Origin of the sequence: Corallococcus sp. AB011P (genome assembly GCF_003611605.1) — a bacterium.
Classification (GTDB): domain Bacteria; phylum Myxococcota; class Myxococcia; order Myxococcales; family Myxococcaceae; genus Corallococcus; species Corallococcus coralloides.
Map to the genome: position 1 here is coordinate 126,809 of NZ_RAVX01000009.1, position 20,062 is coordinate 146,870.

A 20,062-nucleotide genomic window follows, 5' to 3' on the forward strand; every position below is an offset into this window, starting at 1 on the left:
CGATTGCAGATAAAAATAGGAAAGACTCAATTACTCGAATAATCACATTCCACTGCGAATGCGCAGCACCGCCGCAGGATTCCGGTTGAATGGCAATACACATGGACTCCGTGGAGGTACACCTCGCCACGTCCGCCCACGGTTCGCGCCACTGACACCAGCGCTCCTGCCGGGGCCCGGCGCGTCCGCTCCCTGTGCCGCGGGGAACGGCGGCTCACAGCCCGCGTGTTTCACGACATGGAGGGACCGTGGCACGCATGGAGTGCACGCACGCAGGCCAGAACACGGATGTGCTCTTCCGTTTCCTGGTCCAAAGCGCGAAGGACCGCGCCATCTTCGGCATCGACCTGCAAGGGCACATCATCAGCTGGAACCCGGGCGCCGAGCACATCAAGGGCTGGCGCGCCGAGGAGGTCCTGGGCCAGCACTTCCGCATGCTCTTTCCCGAGGACTACCGCCAGCAGGGGCGCCCGGAGAACGAACTGAAGGAGGCCTTCGAAACGGGGCACTACCAGGGCGAGGAGCCCCGGCAGCGCAAGGACGGAAGCCTCTTCATCGCGGAGATAGACCTATGGCTCTTGCGTGACGACGCGGGCCAGCCCTGCGGGTTCGTGAAGGTCACGCAGGACGTCACCGAGCGCAAGCTCGCGGAGGAGACGCTGCGGCAGAGCGAGGCGCGGCTGAGCGCCATCCTCGCCTCGCTGGCCGAGGGCGTCACCCTGCACGACGAACAGGGGACCATCCGCTTCGCCAATGCCGCCGCGGAAGAGAAGCTGGGCCTGTCCGCCAGCCACCTGCGGGGCCGCACCCCCTTCGACCCGCGCTGGGAGGCCATCCGGGAGGACGGCAGCCCGTACCCCGGCGAGGAGCATCCACACATGCGCGCGCTTCGCACGGGTGAGGATGTGACCGGCGACGTGGTTGGCATCCACAAGACGGGAGGCAGCCGCATCTGGCTGTCGATCAACGCCCGGCCCCTCCGCACGCCTGATGGCCGCGTCGTGGGCGCGGTCAGCTCCTTCTTCGACATCACCGCGCGCAAGCAGGCGGAGGAGGAACACGTGGCGCTGCTTGCCCGGGAGCGGTCGTCCCATGCCGAAGCGGAAGCGGAGCGCCACAAGCTCTACGCCATCTTCGATCAGGCCCCGGTGGGCATCGCCATCTACCGGGGCCCCCACCACGTCATCCAGTTCGCCAACCCCGTCCAGTGCCGCTTCTGGGAGCGGAGGTGCTCGGAGGTGCTCGGCAGGCCCTTGATCGAAGTGCTGCCCGCGGAGTTCGGGCCGCCCATCATCGAGAAGGCCTGCGACCCCGTCTTCCAGAAGGGGGAGCCCCGGGTCTTCACGGAGGAGCGCTTCGAGTCCACCCGCCGGGACACGGGCGAGCGGGTGGAGCACTTCTTCAACTTCACGCACGTGCCCATGCGGGACCTGGAGGGCGCCGTCGAGGGTTTCATGGGGGTGGCCTGGGACGCCACGGACGCGGTGCGGTCTCACCAGCGCGCGGCCGTCCTGACCCAGCAGCTCCAGGACCGCGTCGACTTCGAGCAGCAGCTCATCGGCATCGTCAGCCATGACCTGCGCACTCCGCTCAACGCCATCCACCTGACGGTGAGCGCCATGGCCCGCCGCGACGAGCTCGACGCGCGCACCTCCCAGTCCGTGCTGCGCATCCAGTCCGCCGTGCACCGCGCGGTGCGGCTCGTGGGAGACCTGCTCGACTTCACCCAGGCCCGGCTGGGCGAGGGAATCCCCATCGCGCCCCGAGCCTCGGACCTGAACCAGGTGGCCCGGCAGGTGTTGGATCAGGTGGATGCGGCGCACCCCGGCCGCACCCTGAGCGTGCACGAGCGGGGCGACGCGACGGGCGTGTGGGACTCCGAGCGGATTGCCCAGGTGGTGCAGAACCTGGTCACCAACGCCATCAAGTACAGCCCCGAAGCGAGCCCGGTGCAGGTGACGACCCGGGGCGAGGACGGGTGGGTGTGCCTGTCCGTGCACAATCAGGGCACGCCCATCCCCCCGGAGAAGCTTCCCGGCATCTTCGAACCCCTCCAGCGCGCGTCATCGGAGGTGGACTCCACCAGCCGCAGCGTGGGCCTGGGGCTCTACATCGTGAAGCAGTTGGTGGAGGCCCACGGCGGCACCGTCGACGTCACCTCCAACCTCAAGCAAGGCACCACGTTCACCGTGCGCCTGCCCCGGCACGGGGACTCAGGCGGGCAGTGACCTCAGGAACGCCAGCAGGGCGGCGTTCACCTCCGCGGGGCGCTCCTGTTGGATCCAGTGGCCCGCGCCTGGAATGACGAGCACGTCCTGGAGCCGCGGCACCAGGGCCTTCATGGCGTCCAGCGGAGCGAAGGCGCGGGCCGGGTCCTTCTCCCCGGTGATGAAGAGGGCGGGCTGCGGGATGAGGGCCGTCGCCAGCTCGGGCAGCTCCTCCCAGTCGCGGTCCATGTTGCGGTAGCGATTGAGCCCGCCGCGAAAGCCGCTGTGCGTAAGCTCCTTCGCGAAGTGCGCGACGTCCGCCTCCGTGAGCCACGCGGGCAGCGGCTCCGGCACCTGGAGACCGGTGAGGAAGCCGTCGCCCTGGCGGCGCGACTTCACGGCCTCGGCCTGCGTGTCGAAGCCGGGGGCGCCGCCCAGGGTGATGCGGAGCGTCCTCGGGATGTCCGCTTCGAGCTCCGCCTCGGCGATGCCCGGCTCCTGGAAGTAGAGGATGTAGAACCACTTGTCCCCGAACACGTGCCGGAAGAGCTGGGTCGGCGGCATGGGCGTGCGGCCCAGGTGCGGCACGCTCATGCCCACGACGGCGCGGAAGCGGTCCGGGTGCAGCGCGGCGCAGCTCCACGCCATCGCCGCGCCCCAGTCGTGGCCCACCACCACCGCGGTCTTCTCCCCCAGCGCATCGAGCAGGCCCACGAAGTCCGCCATCAGCTGCTTCATGCTGTAGGCCTCGATGGGTTCGGGCCGGTCGCTCTGGCCGTAGCCGCGAACGTCGGGCGCGACCGCGTGATAGCCGGCGTCCGCGAGCGCCCGGAGCTGGTGGCGCCACGAGTACCCGGACTCCGGCCAGCCATGGAGGAGCAGCACCAGCGGGCCCTGGCCGGCCTCGGTGAGGTGCAGGTGGATGCCATTCGTCCGGACGGTGCGGTGGGTGATGTCGGCCATGGGAGCGTTCTGCACGACGCGCTGCCCGCTGTCATTCCACGCGTGACGGTGGGTTCGGCTGATGACGGAGGGCATCGGGCCGGTGACGGGAGTCACCAGGTCCGGGCCCCACACGGGCTCCAGCGCCCCTGCGCGTTGCCCGTGAAATCCATGGGTTGTCCGCGCCCGCCCGGTCCATGGGGGCTGGCACACCGGCTGCTATGGGGTCCTGCATCGCTTCACCGAAACCCAATCCCTTTCGAGGTCCCCCGCCATGGCCATCTCGCCCCTCCGCAGCCCCTCCGCTTCCGTGTCCCGCACGCCGGTGCAGGACGCAGCCTCTCCCCGCCTCGCGGGTCGCCCGGGTGGCGTGGACGGGTTCTCCTCCGCCCAGAAGCCGGGCTCGCCGGGGCTCGCGGCATTCCAGAAGGACGGCTTCGACATCGGCTCCGGCAAGGGCGCGGAGCTGGGCAAGCTGCTCCAGGACACGCTGTCCGCGCTGACGTCCATCGTGCAGCTGGTGGCGCAGGCCGTGCCGGGCGCAGCGCAGGGTGCGCAGGGCGCCTCGGGAGGGAAGTGCGGCACGGGTTCGCAGCCCTTCTCCGACAGCAGCTTCACGCCGCAGGACTCGGCGCGTCCTCCCGTGGCGCTCAACGGCAACACCGGCGTGGTGGGGCCGGCGGCGTCGCAGTCCCAGGCGTCCAATGGCAACACGGGCGTCGTGGGGCCCTCGGCTTCGTCCTCGAGCGGCGGCACGAAGCTGGGCGGCAACCTGCCCCCGGGGCTGGAGAAGTTCCGGAGCGCCATCGAGTCCGCCTCCGCCAAGACGGGCATGCCGGCGGAGATGCTGGCCGCGCAAATCTGGCAGGAGTCGCGCGGCAACCTGGAGGCCGTCTCCACCAACGGCGGCAACGGCCTGACGGACACGGGCCTGATGCAGGTCAACCCCAACACCTACGGGGAGCTGCAGGCGAAGCACCCGGAGCTCCAGGGCAAGAACCTCTCCGACCCGGAGACCAACATCCTGGCGGGCGCCTTCTACATGAAGGACATGAAGGCGCAGTTCGGCAGCGATGACCTGGCCCTGCGCGCCTACAACTCCGGCCCCAACGGCGTGGACAAGAGCAACCCGGACGCCATCCCCGCCGGCACCGGCGACGCCACCTACGTGCAGAAGGTGAAGTCCTTCATGAACACGCTGGCCACCGGCCAGGGCTCGCTGCCCGCGTAGTTCACGCGAGCGGCACGTACAGCTCCGTGCGCAGCTCCGCCGGAGGCACCTGCATCGGGTTGTTCCGGTAGATTTCGAAGCTCACGCCCTCCCCCACCCGGTGGCCGCTGTCCGGCAGCCACTGGCCCATCAACCGGGCCCATGCATCCCCCAGCTCCGTGTAGGGCCCCACGTGCACCGTGGACGCGTAGCGCCCCGCCGGAAGCCGCCGCTCGCCCAGGACCTCCGGCAGGACGGCATCGTCGGGAATGACGACGGCGGCCTCCGAGCGCAGCTGGTCCTGCGGCGTGGACTCCGGCTCGTCGTGGTACACGGCGAGCATCGTGCCCCCCGCGTGCCGCAGCAGGCCCGCCGCTCCGGCGAGCTGGCCCAGCTTCTGGAACGCCTCCGAGATGCGCGAATAGGCCCCGACATGGGGCACCGTCGCCAAACGCAGCGCCGGCAACTCCTTGAGAACCACGTCCATGGTGTGACCTCCGGGAATGGGGAAGGCCCATGCGTTCCTGGGCGCTTCCGGTTGGAAATGGATGCCAGAGCGCGACGTGAGCCAGGTCTGGCGTGGGCGCACGCAGTCCTGCCCGGCACCGGCCGGGCTCCGGCGGAACTCCGAGGGCGGAACGCCATACGCGGCGCGGAAGGCCCGGGTGAAGGCTTCGTGGGTGTCGTAGCCCGCCTCGAAGGCGATGGCCGTCACGCCCTCATCGCCCTGGAGCAGCTGGAGGGCCGCCCGCTCCATGCGCAGGCGCCGGTGCAGCTCCAGCGGCGTCTCTCCCACCATGCCCCGGAAGACGCGGTGGAAATGGAACGGTGAGAGCGCCGCCTCCTTCGCGAGGGCGGTCAGGTCCAGCGCTTCATCGAGCTGGTGGACGATGCGGTCGACGGTCCGTTGGACGGCCGCCGCGTAGAACGATTGGGTCGCTGCCTTCACGCGACGAAACCTACGCGCGCTCCAGACCGGGGGCTTGATGCGCCTTGCGGTTTTTCAGGCCCCCGTCATGACGCGTCCATGACCGAGGGGCCGTGGAGGCATGGAGCAACGGACCAGGGGACCGGTGCAAGATGCCCCGCCATGCCCCCTACCCACATCCCCTCGTTCGTGTTGGCCGGGCTGTCGTCCGGATGCCTGCTGCTCGGCGCGTGCTCCAGCGCCGCCAGCCCCGTGGAGTCCCTCTCCGTCCGGGAGCTGAACATCGTCGACGAGCACGGCCAGACGCGCGTGCGCATCGCGGCGCCGATGCCCGACCCCCAGGGCCTGAAGCGCGCCGTCACCGCCTACGGCATCCAGTTCCTGAGCCCATCGGGGCAGGAGATTGGAGGGCTGGGGATGATCGACTCCATTGGCTTCCGTGGGCTCTGCTTCGACAGCGAGGCGGGCTACGAGGCCATGTGCATGAGCCTCATCGAGGGACAGCCCAGCATCACCTTCCGGCATGACTGGAAGGAGCGCATCACGATGGGCGTGGTGGATGGCGTGGCGAGCATCGTGGTCCACGACGCCCAGGGCAACCCGCGCATCAAGCTGGAGGTGGACAAGGACGGCAAGACGCGGACCGTCGGCGTGACGCCCGAGCCGGCCGCCCCCTGAGCCACGTCAGCGCGCGACGGTCCCCGGTGCTCCGGGCAGGTGCACGGTGAGGCGCGCGCCGCCCAGCGGGCCATCCTCCACCTGGAGGGTGCCGCCGTGCTGGGTGACGATGGCGTGCACGATGGAGAGCCCCAGCCCGCTGCCGCTCGCCTTCGTCGTGAAGAAGGGCTCGAAGAGCCTCCCCCGCGACTGCACCGGCACGCCCGGCCCGCTGTCGTCCACGAAGAGCGCCACCTCTTCTCTTTGCGCGCTCGCGCTGAAGCGCACGCGGCCACCCGGCGGCGTCGCCTCCAGCGCGTTGAGCGCCAGGTTCAGCAGCACCTGCCGCAGCCGCTCCTCCTCCCCCCACACCTCCAACGCGCCCGGCGGCTCCACCTCCAGCGTCACGCCGCGCTGCTCGGCCTGCCACGTCAGGAGGCTGCCCACCCGCTCGAACAGCGGCGCCACCGCCACGGCGTCCGACCTGAACTCGCGGGGACGGGCGAACTGGAGGAAGTCCTCCAGGATGTGGTCCAGGCGGCGGATTTCATCCCGCACCAGCAGCAGCGGCTCCAGGAGCGGCCCCTGCACGGCCTCCTCCAGCCTGCGCACCCGCCGCTCCAGGACGGTGAGCTGCAGGCCAGCGGCGTTGAGGGGGTTGCGGATTTCATGCGTCAGGCCCGCGGTCAGCGTGCCCACCGCGGCCAGCTTCTCCGACACCTGCGCGCGCCGGGACAGCGCCTGCTTCTCGCGGTGCAGCCGCACCTGGCGCAGCGCCTGCTCCAGGGTCACCAGCAGCTCCGGCGTGGCGCAGGGCTTGAGGAGGTACGCGCACGCGCCCGCGTGCACCGCGGCCACCGCCGCCTCCAGCATGCCCAGGCCCGTGAGCAGCACCACCTCTCCGTCCGGCACCAGCGCCTTGAGCCGGGGGGCGAGCCACGAGCCCTCTCCGTCCGGCAGCCGGACGTCCACCAGCGCCACGTCGAAGCCCGCCTGCGCCCGCTCCAGCGCCCCCGCGCAGCTCGTCGCACTGGAGACGACGTAGCCCTGGTCCTCCAGCAGCTCCTTCATGTTGTCCAGGAACGCCGCGTTGTCATCCACCACCAGCACCCGGGGCCGCTCCCCCGCGCTCCCCGTCACGCGCGCTCTCCGTGCACGTGCTCCAGCGCGGCGAGCAGCGCCCCGGTGTCGAAGGGCTTTCGGACCAGCCGGCCCTCGAAGTCCGCGGGCAGCGCCTCCGGGTAGGCCGTGACGACGAAGGGGGTGGTGCCAGGGAAGCGCTCCCGCACGCGGCGCAGCGCCTCGCCGTCGGGGCCGCCCGGCACGCGCAGGTCCACGAGCGCCGCGAAGGGGTGGACGGACTCCAGCCCCACCACGTCCGGCACCGAGCGCGCGACCACGGCCGTGAAGCCGCGCTCGCGCAGCACCTCCGTGAGGTTGTCCGCGAGGTGGGCGTCGTCCTCCACCAGCACGACGAGCCCGTCGCGGCGGGCCCGCGTGAGCAGCTTCATCAGCGCGGGCACCGGCACCGGCTTGGGCAGCACCGCGAGCACGCCCTCCGCGCGCGCTCGCGCGAGCTCGGCCTCGCCGGGGTGCGCGGTGACGATGATGGCCGCGAGCCCCGGGTCCCGCTGGCGCAGGTGGTGCACCAGCGCGGCGCCACTCATCCCGGCCATGCGCATGTCGGTGATGAGCACGTCGTAGCGCACCTCGCGCGCGGCCTGGAGCGCGGCCTCGCCCCCGTCCACCACGGTGGCCGAGTGGCCTTCGTCCTCCAGGATTTCCGCCAGGTTCTCCGCGAAGGCCCGGTTGTCATCCACCAACAGGAAGCGGCCCATCAGGAAGGCTCCAGCGTCAGGGGAAGCTCCACCACGAAGCGGGCCCCTCCCGGCCCGGCTCCGGAGGGAGCGTACGCGATGCCGCCGCCATGCCGTTCGAGGATGCGCCGCACCAGCGCCAGGCCCAGCCCCAGCCCGCGCGCCTTCGTGGTCATCAGCGGCTCGAAGACGCGCGCGCGGATGGCCGGGTCCAGGCCCGGGCCGCTGTCCTCCAGCACCAGCCGGACCCGCCGCGCCCCGGCTTCTTCCGGGACGTCCGCCGTCAGCCGCACCTCGCCTTCGCGCTCGCCCAGGGCCTGCACCGCGTTCTGCAGCAGGTTCACGAAGACCTGGCGCAGCTGCACCGCGTCCCCTTCCAGCGGGGGCAGGGCCTCCAGGCCCTCCTCGCGCACGCGCACATGAGGGGGCGGCGCGACGGCCTTCCGCGCGGAGGTCCAGACCTCCGTGAGCCGCAGCGGCGCGCGGACCAGCGGGCGGGAGCGGATCATGTCCAGCAGGCTGGTGACGATGTGGTTGGCGACCCCCACCTGTTCCCCGATGCGGTCCAGGTGCTTGGCCACGCGCGCGTCCTCCGTCGCCGCGAGGCGGCCCTTGAGGATGAAGAGCGATGTCTCGATGACGCCCAGGGGGTTGCGCAGCTCGTGGCCGATGGAGCCCACGAGCTGCCCGAAGGTCGCCAGCCGCTCGGCCCGGGCCGCCTGGGCCAGCAGGTCCTCGCGGTAGGTGTGCAGCATGATGGCGAGCTCCAGGTCGAGGATCTTCCCCAGCGCCCGGCCCAGGCGGGCGGCCCGGGCGGAGTCGTCGCGCAGCGCCTCCTCCATCACCGCCGTCAGTTCCTGGCGCAGCAGGTTCATGGCGCCGAACATGTAGTGCTGCGGCAGGTGGATGCGCACGTGCACCCGTCCGATGCGGCAGCGGCGCTCGAACCAGGCCGCGTCCCACGGCCCCAGGAGCAGCGACCCCATCCAGTCCTGGAGGGTCACCTTCAGGTGGCCCACCTGGCTCTCGCCTCCCTCCAGCGCCTTGCGCGCCCCCGGGTGTTCGAGGATGCGCCGGTAGAAGACGTCCGCGATGCGCTCGAAGTGCGCGCAGGCGATGGGGTGCAGCTCCCGCAGGGCCTCCCCGTCGCTGGCGGAGAAGCCCACGTAGCGCTGGAGCTCCTCCAGGATGTCCTCCGTCACGCCTCCAGGTCCGGCTTCCATGGCGAGTCCCTTCCTTGCGCGCGGGGCCTACGACACGGCCGGCTCCTCGTCCGGGCCGGGGCCTCCGCCGCCGTATTCCTTGAGCTTGTATTGGATCTTCCGCACGCTGATGCCCAGCACCTCCGCGGCGCGCGTGGTGGAGCCCTGCACCATCTCCAGCGTGCGGAGGATGGCCTCACGTTCGATGACGGCGAGCGTCGCGCCGGGGATGAGCCGGTCGCCGCCCCCGGCGCTGGGGCGGGGGCCGCGCAGCACGGGCGGCAGGTCGTCCGCCGTGAGCTCCTCTCCCCGCGCGAGCACCACGGCGCGCTCCACCACGTTCTCCAGCTCGCGGATGTTGCCCGGCCAGTCGTGGCTCATCAGCGCCTCCAGGGTGCCGGGCGCCAGCCCCTTCACGGCCCTGCCATGGGCCGCGTTGCAGCGCTCGATGAAGTGGCTCACCAACGCGGGGATGTCCGCCTTGCGCCGGCGCAGGGGCGGCAGCGTCACCGCCACGACGTTGAGGCGGTAGTAGAGGTCCTCGCGGAAGCGGCCCGCCTTCACCTCCGCCTCCAGGTCGCGGTGGGTGGCCGCCACGATGCGCACGTCCACCTTCAACGTCTGCGTGCCGCCCACGCGCTCGAACTCGCGGCCCTGCAACACGCGCAGCAACTTCACCTGCACGGCCGGGGAGATTTCGCCAATCTCGTCCAGGAACAGGGTGCCCCCGTCCGCCAGCTCGAAGCGGCCCTCCTTGCGCGCCACTGCGCCTGTGAAGGCCCCCCGCTCGTGGCCGAACAGCTCGCTCTCCAGCAGGCCCTCGCTGAGCGCCGCGCAGTGCACCTTCACGAAGGGGCGCGCCTTGCGCGGGCTGAGTTCGTGCAGCGCCTGGGCCACCAGCTCCTTGCCCGTGCCGCTCTCCCCCAGGATGAGCACCGTGGCCCGCGTGGGGGCCGCCTGATGGATGAGGGAATAGACCCCCTGGAGCTCGGGCGCGTCCCCGATGATGTTGCCCACGCGGAAGCGCTCCGCCACCCGCTCCCGCAGCTGCCGCGCCTCCTGCTTCAGCCGGCGTGTCTCCAGCGCCTTGCCCAGCACGACGAGCACGGCGTTCAGGTCCAGCGGCTTGGTGAGGTAGCTCTCCGCGCCCAGGCGCATGGCCTCCACCGCCGCCTCCACCGTGGCGAACGCCGTCATCATCACGAAGGCCGCGTCGCTGCCGTCCTCCTTCGCGCGGCGCAGCAGGGTGACTCCGTCCATGCGCGGCATCCGCACGTCGGTGAGCACCAGCGCGGGTGAGAAGTCCGGGAGCGCGGCGAGCGCCTCCGCGCCGTCCGCGGCCTCCCGCACCTCGTACCCCTCCTCCGAGAGGAGGGTGGCCAGGGCGCGCCGCGCGTTCACCTCGTCATCCACGACCAGGATGCGTTCTGGGGCCATGCCCCTGCTTAACAGACATGAATCCAGGGCATTCATGCGTTCGCGTCCCGGGCCCGCGCGTCCGCGCACGTCAGGCAGCAGCGCGCCTCCGGGACGGCGAGCAGCCGCTGCCGGCCAATGGCGCCCCCACACCGCTCGCAGCAGCCGAAGCGGCCCTGCTCGATGCGCTCGAGCGCCGCCTCCACCTCCTCCAGCTCGCGCGGCGGGAGGCACGCTCCCCGCATGGGCGGCCGGACAGCCACCGCCTCGCCCGCGCGCGAGGCACGCAGCGCGTTCCGGCGGGACAGGAGCATCCGCAGCGCCAGGGTCGTGATGGAGTCACCGGGCATGAGGTCCTCGTCCGCGCGGGCTTCAGGAGGCCGGGGGAAGTGACAGGGAGGCGGAGCGCTTGCGCCGCGCCGCGAGCACGCCCGGCGCCGCGAGCACCGCGACGGCCACCGTCACCAGCGCGGCGCCCGCCAGCTCCCGGGCGCTCACGCCGGGGAGCCCCAGCCACGCCGAGAGCACGGCCGTCGCGCCCACGCCCGCGAACACACTGGAGGCGCGGTTGATGGGCACGGTGAAGGTGTTCTCCCGCGCATCCAGCAGCACCAGCCCCCCGAAGATGCCGCTGCCCTGGGAGAAGAGCCCCACGGCCAGCTCCGCGGCCAGCGTGGGCCGCGTGAACATCCCGGTGAAGCCCTCGCGCAGCTGCGCCGCCGCGCCCCCCACGCCCGCGAAGGCCCACAGCGCGAGCAGGACGACGAGCGCGGGCGCGGCCACCATCTGCTCCTCCACGAAGTAGCGCTCGCGCGCGCCGGGCACGTGGTTCTTCGCCAGCCGGCTCATGAAGCGCAGCCGCACGAAGTAGCTGAAGACGTACACCGCCCAGTCCAGCCCCGCCACCAGGGAGAGGCGCGGATCCGCGCCCGGCCCCGTCGCGACGAGCAGCGCGGCAAGGCTCACCCCCAGCGCCACACGGGAAGGCCACGCGACGCTCCGGCCGCTCACCGCGTCCACCAGCGGCGCGAGCACCAGCACGCCGCCGCGCATCAGCAGCATCATGAAGACGATGGAGGTGCCGTCGAAGGTGTACGCCAGCGTGGTGGTGGCGATGATGCCCGTGGTGCACAGGCCCGACAGGAAGGTCCAGCGCCCCGGCCAGGGCAGGCTCACCGGCCCGAAGCGCCGGCGCCCCGCGTACTGGAAGGCGCCGCTCCACGTCAGGTACGCGAACATCCCCGCGAGCGTGGCCAGCGCCGTGGAGGGCAGCAGCACGAAGCCCGGCAGCCCCGCGGTCATCCCCGGCAGGGCGCCCAGGCTCAGCGCCTTCGTCAGCGCGCTATAGGGCAGGTAGCAGGCGAAGTACCCCAGCGCGAACCACCCGATGGCGACCGGGGCCTTGGGAGACGGACTCATCGTCCGCTCGCCGCGCACCAGGGGCAGCACCGGGCCGCGGGCAGGACCTGGAGCCGCTCGGGCTCGATGACGGTGCCGCAGCCCTCGCACCGGGGCAGGCCGTCCGCCGGAAGGTGTTCCATCGCGCGCTCCAGCGCCTCCAGGGCTCGCGCCTCGCGAGCGTCGAGCGCGTCGAGCAGCCGCGTCTCCTCCAGGGCCATCGCGCGGTCCACCCACTCGGGGGCCCCGGCGCCGGTGACTTCACGCAGCAGGTCCCGGTGCTTGCGCCTCAGCTCCAGCAAGGCCCGCCACCGCTGGCGCAACCTCTGGCCTGCCTCTTCACGCGTGGCATTCATCGAGCGTCCTCCGTCTCCCGTATCGCGTCCCGGGCCCCCCACTGCGCGCGGCCCACCCCCATTGCTCTACAGGATGCATGCCAGTCTTGTCCCGGGCCATGAGTGGCGCCCCCCGCAGGAGTTGCACGAAAGCCCCCGTGCACCGCGCAACGCTTGCGCCCACCCCGCCCCCCGGGCCGGTGTCCCCGCCGCGCATGGCGGATGCAGAGTCTGGCGAGGAGTTCACGGCCGCCTTCGCGCGCCACCAGGGGACACGCCCATGCGCATCGCCTTCTTCGACACCCACCGCTTCGACCGCACCGCCTTCGAGGAGGCCAACGCCGCGTTCGGCCATGAGCTCACCTGGTTCGAGCCCCGCCTGACGCCGCAGACGGTGGGACTGGCGGCGGGCTTCCCCGGGGTGTGCTCCTTCGTGAATGACCGGCTGGACGGCCCCTGCCTCCAGGCGCTGGCGCAAGGGGGCACGCGGCTGGTGGCGCTGCGCTCGGCGGGCTTCAACCACGTGGACCTGGCGGAGGCCGCCCGGCTGGGGATGACCGTCGTGCGCGTCCCCGAGTACTCACCCGAGGCCGTGGCCGAGCACACCGCGGCGCTCGTGCTCGCGCTCAACCGCAAGGTGCACCGCGCCTACGCACGGGTGCGCGAGTGGAACTTCTCGCTGGACGGGCTGGTGGGGTTCGACCTGCACGGCAAGACGGTGGCCCTGGTGGGGCTGGGGCGCATCGGCCGCGCCACCGCCCGCATCTTCCACGGCTTCGGCTGCCGGCTGCTCGCGGTGGATCCCCAGCTGAAGGAAGAGGACGCGCGGCGGCTGCACCTGGAGCCCGTGGCGCTCCCGGAGGCCCTGGCCCGGGCGGACATCCTCTCGCTGCACCTGCCCCTCACGCCCGGCACGCGCCACCTCATCGACGCGGCGGCGCTCGCGCGGATGAAGCCCGGAGCGATGCTCATCAACACCGGCCGAGGGGCGCTCATCGACAGCCAGGCCCTGCTGGCGGCGCTCAAGTCAGGCCACCTGGGGGCCGCCGGGCTGGACGTGTACGAGGAGGAGGAAGGCGTCTTCTTCCAGGACCTCTCCGGACAGGTGCTCCAGGACGACGTGCTCGCGCGGCTGCTCACCTTCCCCAACGTGCTCATCACCGCGCACCAGGGCTTCCTCACCCGGGAAGCCCTGGGCGCCATCGCCCGCACCACGCTCGAAAGCATCCGCCGCTTCGAGCGGGGCGAGCCCCTGGAGGCGACGGAGGTCCGGGCGGAGCAGGTGCTCCCGCGCTGAAGGCCCGGCCCGGCCGCCGCGTCAACCGCCAAGGGGGGCGCGCGCACGGGCCCGCGCCATCCCGCGCAGCAGCAGCTTGCGCAGCTCCAGCACGCTCACCGGGATGAACCCCAGCCCCAGGGCGAGCGCGAGGTGCGTGGCATCCAGCGGCACCAGCGAGAAGAACGCGGCGAGCGCGGGCACCTCCGGAAGGGCGACCTGCAGCGCCAGGGTGAGGGCCGCCACCGCGAGCAGCGGCCGGTTGTCGAAGGCGCCCACCTCCCAGTGGAGCAACCCCACGCTGCGCGCGGCGAAGGACCGCAGCACCTGGCAGCACACCAGCACGGTGAAGGTCAGGGTGCGCGCCTCCTCCACCGGCAGGTGCTGGAGGCTCCAGAGGAAGGTGCCCAGCGAGACAGCTGCGTCCAGCAGGCCCGTGGCCAGCACCGCCGTCCACTCCCGCCGGCCCAGCATGGGCTCCTCCGGCCGCCGCGGCGGCCGCCGCATGACGTCCGGAGGGGCGGGGTCCATGACCAGCGCCAGGGCCGGCAGTCCGTCGGTGACGAGGTTCACCCAGAGCAGGTGCAGGGGCAGGAGCGGCAGGGGCAGCCCCAGCAGCGACGCGCCGAGCATCAGCACCAGCTCGCCGGCGTTGCCCGCCAGCAGGTAGACGAGCGTCTTGCGGATGTTCTCGTAGATGCCGCGCCCCTCGCGCACGGCCGCAACGATGCTCGCGAAGTTGTCGTCCGTGAGGATGAGGTCGGACGCCTCGCGGGTGACCTCCGCGCCGGTGCGGCCCATGGCGATGCCGATGTGCGCCTCGCGCAGCGCGGGCGCGTCGTTCACGCCATCTCCCGTCATGGCGACGACCTCTCCGCGCGCCTTCCACCCGCGCACGATGTGGAGCTTCTGCTCCGCGGTCGCCCGCGCGTGCACGATGCCCTCGGGCGCTTCACCCTCGCGCAAGAGGCCCAGCTCCTTCGCGATGGCCAGGGCCGTGGCGGGGTGGTCGCCGGTGATCATCACCGTGCGCACCCCGGCCTCGCGCGCCGCGCGCACGGCCTCCACCGCTTCGGGCCGGGGCGGATCCGCGAGCCCCACCAGCCCCACCAGCGTGAGGTCCCGCTCGTCAGGGCCCCGCCCCTCCGCCACGGCCAGCACGCGCAGGGCGCGCCCCGCCAGCGAGGCCAGGGCCTCCGCCACGCCCGGAGGCACCTGCCGGCACAGCGGGAGGAGCGCCTCCAGCGCGCCCTTCACGGAGAGCACGCCGTCCGAACGCAAGACGCTCATGCGCCGCCGGTCCGAATCAAAGGGCTGCTCCGACACCCGGGGGCGCTCGCGCTCCACGTCGGAACGCTCCACGCCCCTGGCCCGCGCCGCCGCGAGCAGCGCCAGCTCCGTGGGGTCCCCCGCGCCGGGCCCCTGCCCCTGCCCCAGCTCCGCGTCGCAGCACGCCGCCGCCACCTCCAGCACGCGCTGCGCGGACTCCGGGGGCCACAGCTCGCGCACCTCCATGATTCCCTGGGTGAGCGTGCCCGTCTTGTCCGTGCAGATGACCGTGGCGGCCCCCAGCGCCTCCACCGCCTGCATCCGCCGCACGAGCACGTGCCCCTTCACCATGCGCTGCACACCCACGGCGAGCGCGAGCGTCACCACCGTGGGCAGGCCCTCCGGCACCGCCGCGACCGCGAGCGCCACCGCCGCGAGCAACAGCTCCACCCCCGCCTGCCCTCGCGCCAGCCCCAGGCCCGCCACCAGCGCGCCCACGGCCACGCACAGCACCAGCAGCATGCGGGTGACGCCCTCCAGGCGCTGTTGCAGCGGCGTCTGGGGCTCCTGCGCCGTGCGCACCAGGTGCGCGATGCGGCCCAGCTCCGTGTCCATGCCGGTGCCCGTCACCTCCGCCACCGCCGTGCCCGCCGCCACGGAGGTCCCCATGAAGACGCGGTCCTTGCGCTCCGCCAGCGGGGTGGAGTCCGGCAGCGCGCCCACCTGCTTGTCCACCGGCGTGCTCTCCCCGGTGAGCGCCGCCTCCAGCGTGAGCAGCGCATGCGCCGACAGCAGCCGCGCGTCCGCCGCCACCACGTCCCCCGCCTCCAGCACCAGCGCGTCCCCCGGCACCACCTGGGACGCCGGAATCACGGCGCTCACGCCACCGCGCAGCACCCGCGCGCTGGGAGCGGTGAGCGCGCGCAGCGCCAGCACGGCGCGGTCCGCGCGGTACTCCTGGAGGAAGCCCACCAGCGCGTTGAGCACCACGATGGTGGCGATGGCCACCGCGTCCGCGCCCTCGCCCAGGAGCGCCGCCACGCCGCACGCGCCCAGCAGCAGCCACACCATGCCGGAGCGGAACTGGCGGCCCAGGAAGAGCCACGCGGAGCGGGGCTGCTCGCGCGTGAGGGTGTTGGGCCCGTGCCGGACCAGGCGCGCCTCGGCCTCCCGCTGGGTCAGGCCCCAGCGCGGCTCCGGCGCCACCGCCACCGCCGCCCCGGTATTCGCCGCGCTCATCGCGACACCGCCCGCTCGCCACGGCGCGCCACGCGGTGGCCACGCTCGGGGTCCAGCCAACCAGGGAGGCTCATCTCGGGTCGCTCCTGCGCCAGGGGATGCCCCGCCGGGTTGCGAAGCCCATGCCGCGAAGGTGGACGCGGGCCGGGGCCCCCGGGACGCGCAGCTTTTGCGCCCGTGCCTCCAGGCGCCGCAACCCTTGCGCGGGCCGGGCCGGGGACGCAGGTGGGGCGGGGACGGCACGCATCCTGAAGAGGCCTGGAAGCCACAGCGGGGCGCGCTCCCAGCGCGAGTCCACCCACCGGAACGCCCCGGTGCGGCGCCTTCCCCCCGTCCGGAGCCCAGCCATGGCCATCCTCTGCGCAACCGACCTCTCCGAAGGTTCCCGTCAGGCCGCGGAGGTGGCCGCGCGAATCGCCGCCCGCCGGGGTCTGCCGCTCTGGCTCGTCCACCAGGTCCACCCGGATCAGCTCCGGGTCGCGGCCGAGCCCGTGCGCGAAGGCCTGCGGGCGCTGCTGCGCGAGGAGACCCGGCGGCTGGAGCCGCTGGGGGCGCGGGTGGAGTCCTCCCTGCTGGAGAGCGGCTCCTCGCGGGCCCTGGCCGTCTTCTGCGACGCGAAAGAGGCGCGGCTGCTGGTGGTGGGCACGCCCCGCGAGGAACCCGCCGCCCTGGGTTCGGGCGTCAGCCTGGAGCGCATCGCGAGCAACTGCGCCGTGCCGCTCCTGCGGGTGCGTGACGCCGCCCCCTTCGAGGCCTGGCTCACGGGTGCGCGGCCCCTGCGGGTGATGTTCGGGGTGGACCGCTCACGGGGCAGCGAGGCCGCCCGGCGCTGGCTGGAGGAGCTGGGCGCGGATGGCCCCCTCGAGCTGCTGGCGGGGCATGTCTATTACGCCTTCGAGCAGTGCCGGCGCCTGGGACTGCCCACCCCCATGAACCTGGATGAGGTGGCGCCCCGCATCGAGGCGGTGCTCCACCGCGAGGTGGCGGCGCTGGCGGAAACGGGCCAGGGCGTCGCGCCGCGCGTGCACCTGCGCATGGCGGTGGGCCGCGCCGCGGACCACCTGGTGGACCTGGCCCGGGAGCAGGAGGTGGACCTGCTCGTGGTGGGCACGCACCCGCACAACGCCCTGGGCAACCTGGCCTCGGTGGCGCACCACGCCCTGCGGCTCGCGCCCATGTCGGCGGCCGTGGTGCCGGTGAGCCCCGCGGCCTCCCGGGGCGAGGTGCCGCTGCCCCAGGTGCGGCGGCTGCTGGTGGCCACGGACCTGTCGCCGCTCGCGGACGAGACCATCCCCTTCGCCTTCGCGCTGGCGCCCGCGGGCGCGGAGGTGCACCTGGTGACGGTGATTCCCGAGCGCGCCGGCGCGGAGCTCCACCGCGACCTGAAGCAGCGCCTGCTGGAGCGCGTGCCGAGGGGACTGGAGGCCCGGGAGGTCACCACGCGGCTGGAGGTCCTCCACGGCGAGGACGTGGCGCTCGCGCTCGTGCAGGCCGCGGAGCGGATGGACGCGGAGCTGCTCTGCCTGGGCTCGCGCGGCCACGGAGGCGTGAGGGAAGCCCTGCTCGGGTCGGTGGCGCGCAAGGTGCTCGGCCTGAGCCGCCGGCCCGTGCTCGTGCTGCGCCCCCCACTGCGCTGAAGCGCGTACGGGCTTCCGTCAGCGCGCGGCGGGAACCCCGCCGCCCTGGCTGTAGCTGTCGCAGAGCGCCATGTACTCGTCGCTGTCCATGGCGAGCGCGGAGACCCGCATCTTCTTGACGCGGGGCTTCGCCAGCGTGGTCTTGATCTGCACCATCTTGATGACCGGCAGGCCCATGTAGGACTGGTCGAGGTAGACGTTCTCCGCCATGTCCCCCCAGGCGATGAGCACGCCATCCGGGAAGCGGATGCCGTCCCGGCCGATGAGCAGCACGGGTCTGTCCAGCTTCCCCAGCCCCCGCACGCAGTTGAAGAGCATCCAGGCCGAGGCCAGGGTGATCAACGCGACGGCGATCCAGATGTTGCTCACCGGGAGCGCCCGCACGGTGAGCACGCCGAAGAGGCCCGTGGCCACAATCCAGATGACCACGCCCGCGATGAGCTTGCCCTTCGAGTAGTAGATGGCGCGCGGCTTTTCCGCCTGCTTCTTGGACTGGGGGGAGCGGTAGATTTCCATGTCGGGATGTCCGTGGGTGCGTCAGCCGGCCAGCCGGCCTGACAGATAGGCCAGCAGGACTGGCGCGTTGATGACCTTCGCTTCGTCGAACTTCCGGGTCCTGCCCTGGGCGACGATGACCAGGTCGCGGGACGCGTAGCCCTGGTCCACCTCGTCCTGGAGGCGGATGCTCTCGATGTCGTCCCAGCGCCAGAGCTTTCCCCGGTGGATGAGCCCCGCCTCGCCCAGGACGAGCGGCCCGAAGCGCACCGGCTTCCCCGCGGAGACCTGGTGGTTCACGCGCTCCAACAGGCGCGACACGACCTGCTCCAGCACCGCCTCGTGCAGGACATCCGGGTCGCTCCACAGGTCCAGCCGCAGCCGCAGCGTTCCGCCCGTGTGGCGCAGGATGAGGCGGTCGTTCGCGTGCTGTTCGCTGATCTCCCGCACGTCCCGCCAGCGGATCCGCATGCCGGCCGCGCGCAGGCCTTCGTCATCCACCGTCAGGGTGGGCGGCGCCATCAGCCACGCGAAGACGTCGCGGGCCCGCCAGCCCAGGACCCAGATGCAGCAGGGGATGCCCAAGAGGAGCAGGTAGAAGCCGAACCCGCTCCGGAGCACGTCCTGGACCATCTGGTGCGGAAGCAGGGGCACGCCCAGGGGATCCAGGAGCGCCGCCGCCTCAACGTAGAGCAAAGCCAGGCCCGCCAGGAACCAATACACCGAGTGAGTTGGAAGGATCTTATGGTGCGAGTGCTTCAGTGCTGCCTCCAGACGGGCCTGGGCGGCACGTCTATAAACAATCAATTCCGTCTCCGCGACGTGTTTTACCCCTCGGGCGTACGTTCTCGCGGCCTGGGAAAAAACACCCTCGCGGGCTGAGACAGGACTGTCTGACCTTGCCTGGAATCTCCTCTATCCAAAGGCAACACAGTCCCGGTGTTTCACGACGGGCACAGTGGCCCGGGCGCAATCGCAGACACCGGCGGTCCCCTCCCCGTGCCCAGCGTCCACCGCCGCGGCCCCGGACCGCGCCCGGATTCACAAGCGGCGCGGCGGGGCTAGAGTCGCGGTCCATGCACGTCCTGCATCGCGGTCAGGCCCCCCAGAAGCCCCTCCTGCTGCGCCCCCTGTTCGGCGGGGTGCAGCGCATCGGCATGCGGTCGGAGACCACCACCACGCTTCGCGACGCGGGCCGCAGCAAGCCCGGCCCCGCGATGCCGGGGGTGCAAATGGTGATGGCCGTGGAGGTCTTGCGCGTGCTCCCGGATGGCAGCGCGCGCTACCGCTTCACGCTGGAGGAGGTGGACCTGCTCGTCGCCGCGCGCACGCCCGTGCGCACCGTGGAGGCGGCCCGCGCGCAGCTGGCTCCCCTGCCCGGCCTGAAGGGCGAAGGCCAGGTGGCCCCCAACGGCCGCTCCAGCGGCTTCGAGTGGAAGTTGCCCGCGGACCTCGCCGCGCCCGTGCGAGGCCAGATGCAGCAGATGGCCGGACTGCTCAAGGACCTGGGCACCTTCCTGCCCGCCGAACCCGTGGGCGTCGGGGCCCGCTGGGAGGAGAAGGGCGCGGGAAGCGGCGCCCTCACCGGCGCGAACACACGCGTGGAGCTGCGCAGCCTGGAGGGCCAGTCCGTGGGCCTGCGCCTCCAGATGGAGACGCCGCGCACGCCCCAGCCCGTCCCCGCCTCGCTCCGCCCGCCTCCGGGAGTCAAAGGCGAAGCCTCCATGCACACCGAGGCGAAGGGCCACGGCGGCTGCCTGCTCTCCCTGGACCGGCTGTGGCCCGTCCGCCTGGAGATGGACGTGGAGTCCCACGTCGCCGTCCGCGCCGGCACGCCGGACGCCCCCAAGCGCTTCGACGGCTTCACCACCTCCCGGCTCCAGGTCCGTGAGCTGTCCTTCACCCCGCCCCGTCTGCGCGCCACCCGCACAGTGTAGGCCAATGCCTACCTATAATTCCGGTCCGTCCGGGTCCACAGGCAACCCGTCGCGGGTTGATGCGATAATAGGGAAAAGGATTGCACCCGGTGGCGGG

18 protein-coding genes are annotated in these 20,062 nt (G+C 72.3%); 6 read left to right on the forward strand and 12 right to left on the reverse strand.

The genetic code is table 11. The features are described 5' to 3' along the window. The first annotated feature begins 257 nt into the window (after window positions 1–257). Entirely contained in the window at window positions 258–2,228 is a 1,971-nt protein-coding gene (locus D7X30_RS23155) for a PAS domain S-box protein (protein ID WP_120565114.1), read from the forward strand. Here D7X30_RS23155 and D7X30_RS23160 read toward each other — a convergent pair. Then, the gene (locus tag D7X30_RS23160; protein ID WP_120565271.1) at window positions 2,214–3,170 is read right to left on the reverse strand and encodes an alpha/beta fold hydrolase; all 957 of its coding nucleotides are present in this window, start codon (window positions 3,168–3,170) and stop codon (window positions 2,214–2,216) included. The genes D7X30_RS23155 and D7X30_RS23160 overlap by 15 nt on opposite strands. A gap of 253 nt (window positions 3,171–3,423) precedes the next feature. On the opposite strand from D7X30_RS23160, the gene D7X30_RS23165 reads away from it, so the two are divergent. After that, window positions 3,424–4,380, forward strand: a complete 957-nt coding sequence (locus tag D7X30_RS23165) for a lytic transglycosylase domain-containing protein (protein ID WP_120565115.1) — start codon at window positions 3,424–3,426, stop codon at window positions 4,378–4,380. Between the two features lies 1 nt (window position 4,381). Here D7X30_RS23165 and D7X30_RS23170 read toward each other — a convergent pair whose 3' ends face one another. Then, complete coding sequence (locus tag D7X30_RS23170; RefSeq protein ID WP_120565116.1) at window positions 4,382–5,308, reverse strand: GyrI-like domain-containing protein; 927 nt, start codon at window positions 5,306–5,308, stop codon at window positions 4,382–4,384. Window positions 5,309–5,449: 141 nt separating this feature from the next. On the opposite strand from D7X30_RS23170, the gene D7X30_RS23175 reads away from it, so the two are divergent. Next, entirely contained in the window at window positions 5,450–5,965 is a 516-nt protein-coding gene (locus tag D7X30_RS23175) for a hypothetical protein (protein ID WP_120565117.1), read from the forward strand. Window positions 5,966–5,971: 6 nt separating this feature from the next. Here D7X30_RS23175 and D7X30_RS23180 read toward each other — a convergent pair whose 3' ends face one another. Genes D7X30_RS23180 through D7X30_RS42370 form a run of 7 tightly spaced genes read right to left on the reverse strand, consistent with a single transcriptional unit; the run spans window position 5,972 to window position 12,133 of the window. Continuing rightward, on the reverse strand, window positions 5,972–7,084 hold the full coding sequence (locus D7X30_RS23180; RefSeq protein WP_120565118.1) for a hybrid sensor histidine kinase/response regulator: 1,113 nt from the start codon (window positions 7,082–7,084) through the stop codon (window positions 5,972–5,974). After that, window positions 7,081–7,782 carry a response regulator gene (locus D7X30_RS23185; RefSeq protein WP_120565119.1) on the reverse strand — a complete coding sequence of 234 codons (702 nt, stop codon included), beginning with the start codon at window positions 7,780–7,782 and terminating at the stop codon, window positions 7,081–7,083. The genes D7X30_RS23180 and D7X30_RS23185 overlap by 4 nt, the downstream gene beginning before the upstream one ends. Next, window positions 7,782–8,984 carry a sensor histidine kinase gene (locus D7X30_RS23190; protein ID WP_233591728.1) on the reverse strand — a complete coding sequence of 401 codons (1,203 nt, stop codon included), beginning with the start codon at window positions 8,982–8,984 and terminating at the stop codon, window positions 7,782–7,784. Before D7X30_RS23190 ends, D7X30_RS23185 begins: the two co-directional genes overlap by 1 nt. A gap of 27 nt (window positions 8,985–9,011) precedes the next feature. Continuing rightward, window positions 9,012–10,400, reverse strand: a complete 1,389-nt coding sequence (locus D7X30_RS23195) for a sigma-54 dependent transcriptional regulator (RefSeq protein WP_120565120.1) — start codon at window positions 10,398–10,400, stop codon at window positions 9,012–9,014. A 32-nt stretch (window positions 10,401–10,432) separates the two neighbouring features. Further along, complete coding sequence (locus D7X30_RS23200) at window positions 10,433–10,729, reverse strand: TraR/DksA C4-type zinc finger protein (protein WP_120565121.1); 297 nt, start codon at window positions 10,727–10,729, stop codon at window positions 10,433–10,435. Between the two features lie 22 nt (window positions 10,730–10,751). Then, window positions 10,752–11,798, reverse strand: a complete 1,047-nt coding sequence (locus tag D7X30_RS23205; RefSeq protein ID WP_147443282.1) for a hypothetical protein — start codon at window positions 11,796–11,798, stop codon at window positions 10,752–10,754. Continuing rightward, on the reverse strand, window positions 11,795–12,133 hold the full coding sequence (locus D7X30_RS42370; RefSeq protein WP_199724511.1) for a hypothetical protein: 339 nt from the start codon (window positions 12,131–12,133) through the stop codon (window positions 11,795–11,797). Before D7X30_RS42370 ends, D7X30_RS23205 begins: the two co-directional genes overlap by 4 nt. A gap of 259 nt (window positions 12,134–12,392) precedes the next feature. Here D7X30_RS42370 and D7X30_RS23215 point away from each other — a divergent pair, with 259 nt between their 5' ends. Then, entirely contained in the window at window positions 12,393–13,409 is a 1,017-nt protein-coding gene (locus D7X30_RS23215) for a 2-hydroxyacid dehydrogenase (protein ID WP_120565123.1), read from the forward strand. A 21-nt stretch (window positions 13,410–13,430) separates the two neighbouring features. Here D7X30_RS23215 and D7X30_RS23220 read toward each other — a convergent pair whose 3' ends face one another. Next, entirely contained in the window at window positions 13,431–15,896 is a 2,466-nt protein-coding gene (locus D7X30_RS23220) for a cation-translocating P-type ATPase (protein WP_120565124.1), read from the reverse strand. 347 nt (window positions 15,897–16,243) lie between these two features. Here D7X30_RS23220 and D7X30_RS23225 point away from each other — a divergent pair, with 347 nt between their 5' ends. Next, entirely contained in the window at window positions 16,244–17,533 is a 1,290-nt protein-coding gene (locus tag D7X30_RS23225; RefSeq protein WP_158619337.1) for a universal stress protein, read from the forward strand. Between the two features lie 18 nt (window positions 17,534–17,551). Here D7X30_RS23225 and D7X30_RS23230 read toward each other — a convergent pair whose 3' ends face one another. Together D7X30_RS23230 and D7X30_RS23235 are read right to left on the reverse strand one after the other, a co-directional pair. Further along, window positions 17,552–18,049, reverse strand: a complete 498-nt coding sequence (locus tag D7X30_RS23230; RefSeq protein ID WP_120565126.1) for a hypothetical protein — start codon at window positions 18,047–18,049, stop codon at window positions 17,552–17,554. 21 nt (window positions 18,050–18,070) lie between these two features. Beyond that, window positions 18,071–18,724, reverse strand: a complete 654-nt coding sequence (locus D7X30_RS23235; protein WP_233591730.1) for a hypothetical protein — start codon at window positions 18,722–18,724, stop codon at window positions 18,071–18,073. Between the two features lie 380 nt (window positions 18,725–19,104). On the opposite strand from D7X30_RS23235, the gene D7X30_RS23240 reads away from it, so the two are divergent. Beyond that, a complete protein-coding gene (locus tag D7X30_RS23240; RefSeq protein WP_120565127.1) occupies window positions 19,105–19,965 on the forward strand; it encodes a hypothetical protein in 861 nt (286 codons plus the stop codon). Window positions 19,966–20,062 lie beyond the last annotated feature (97 nt).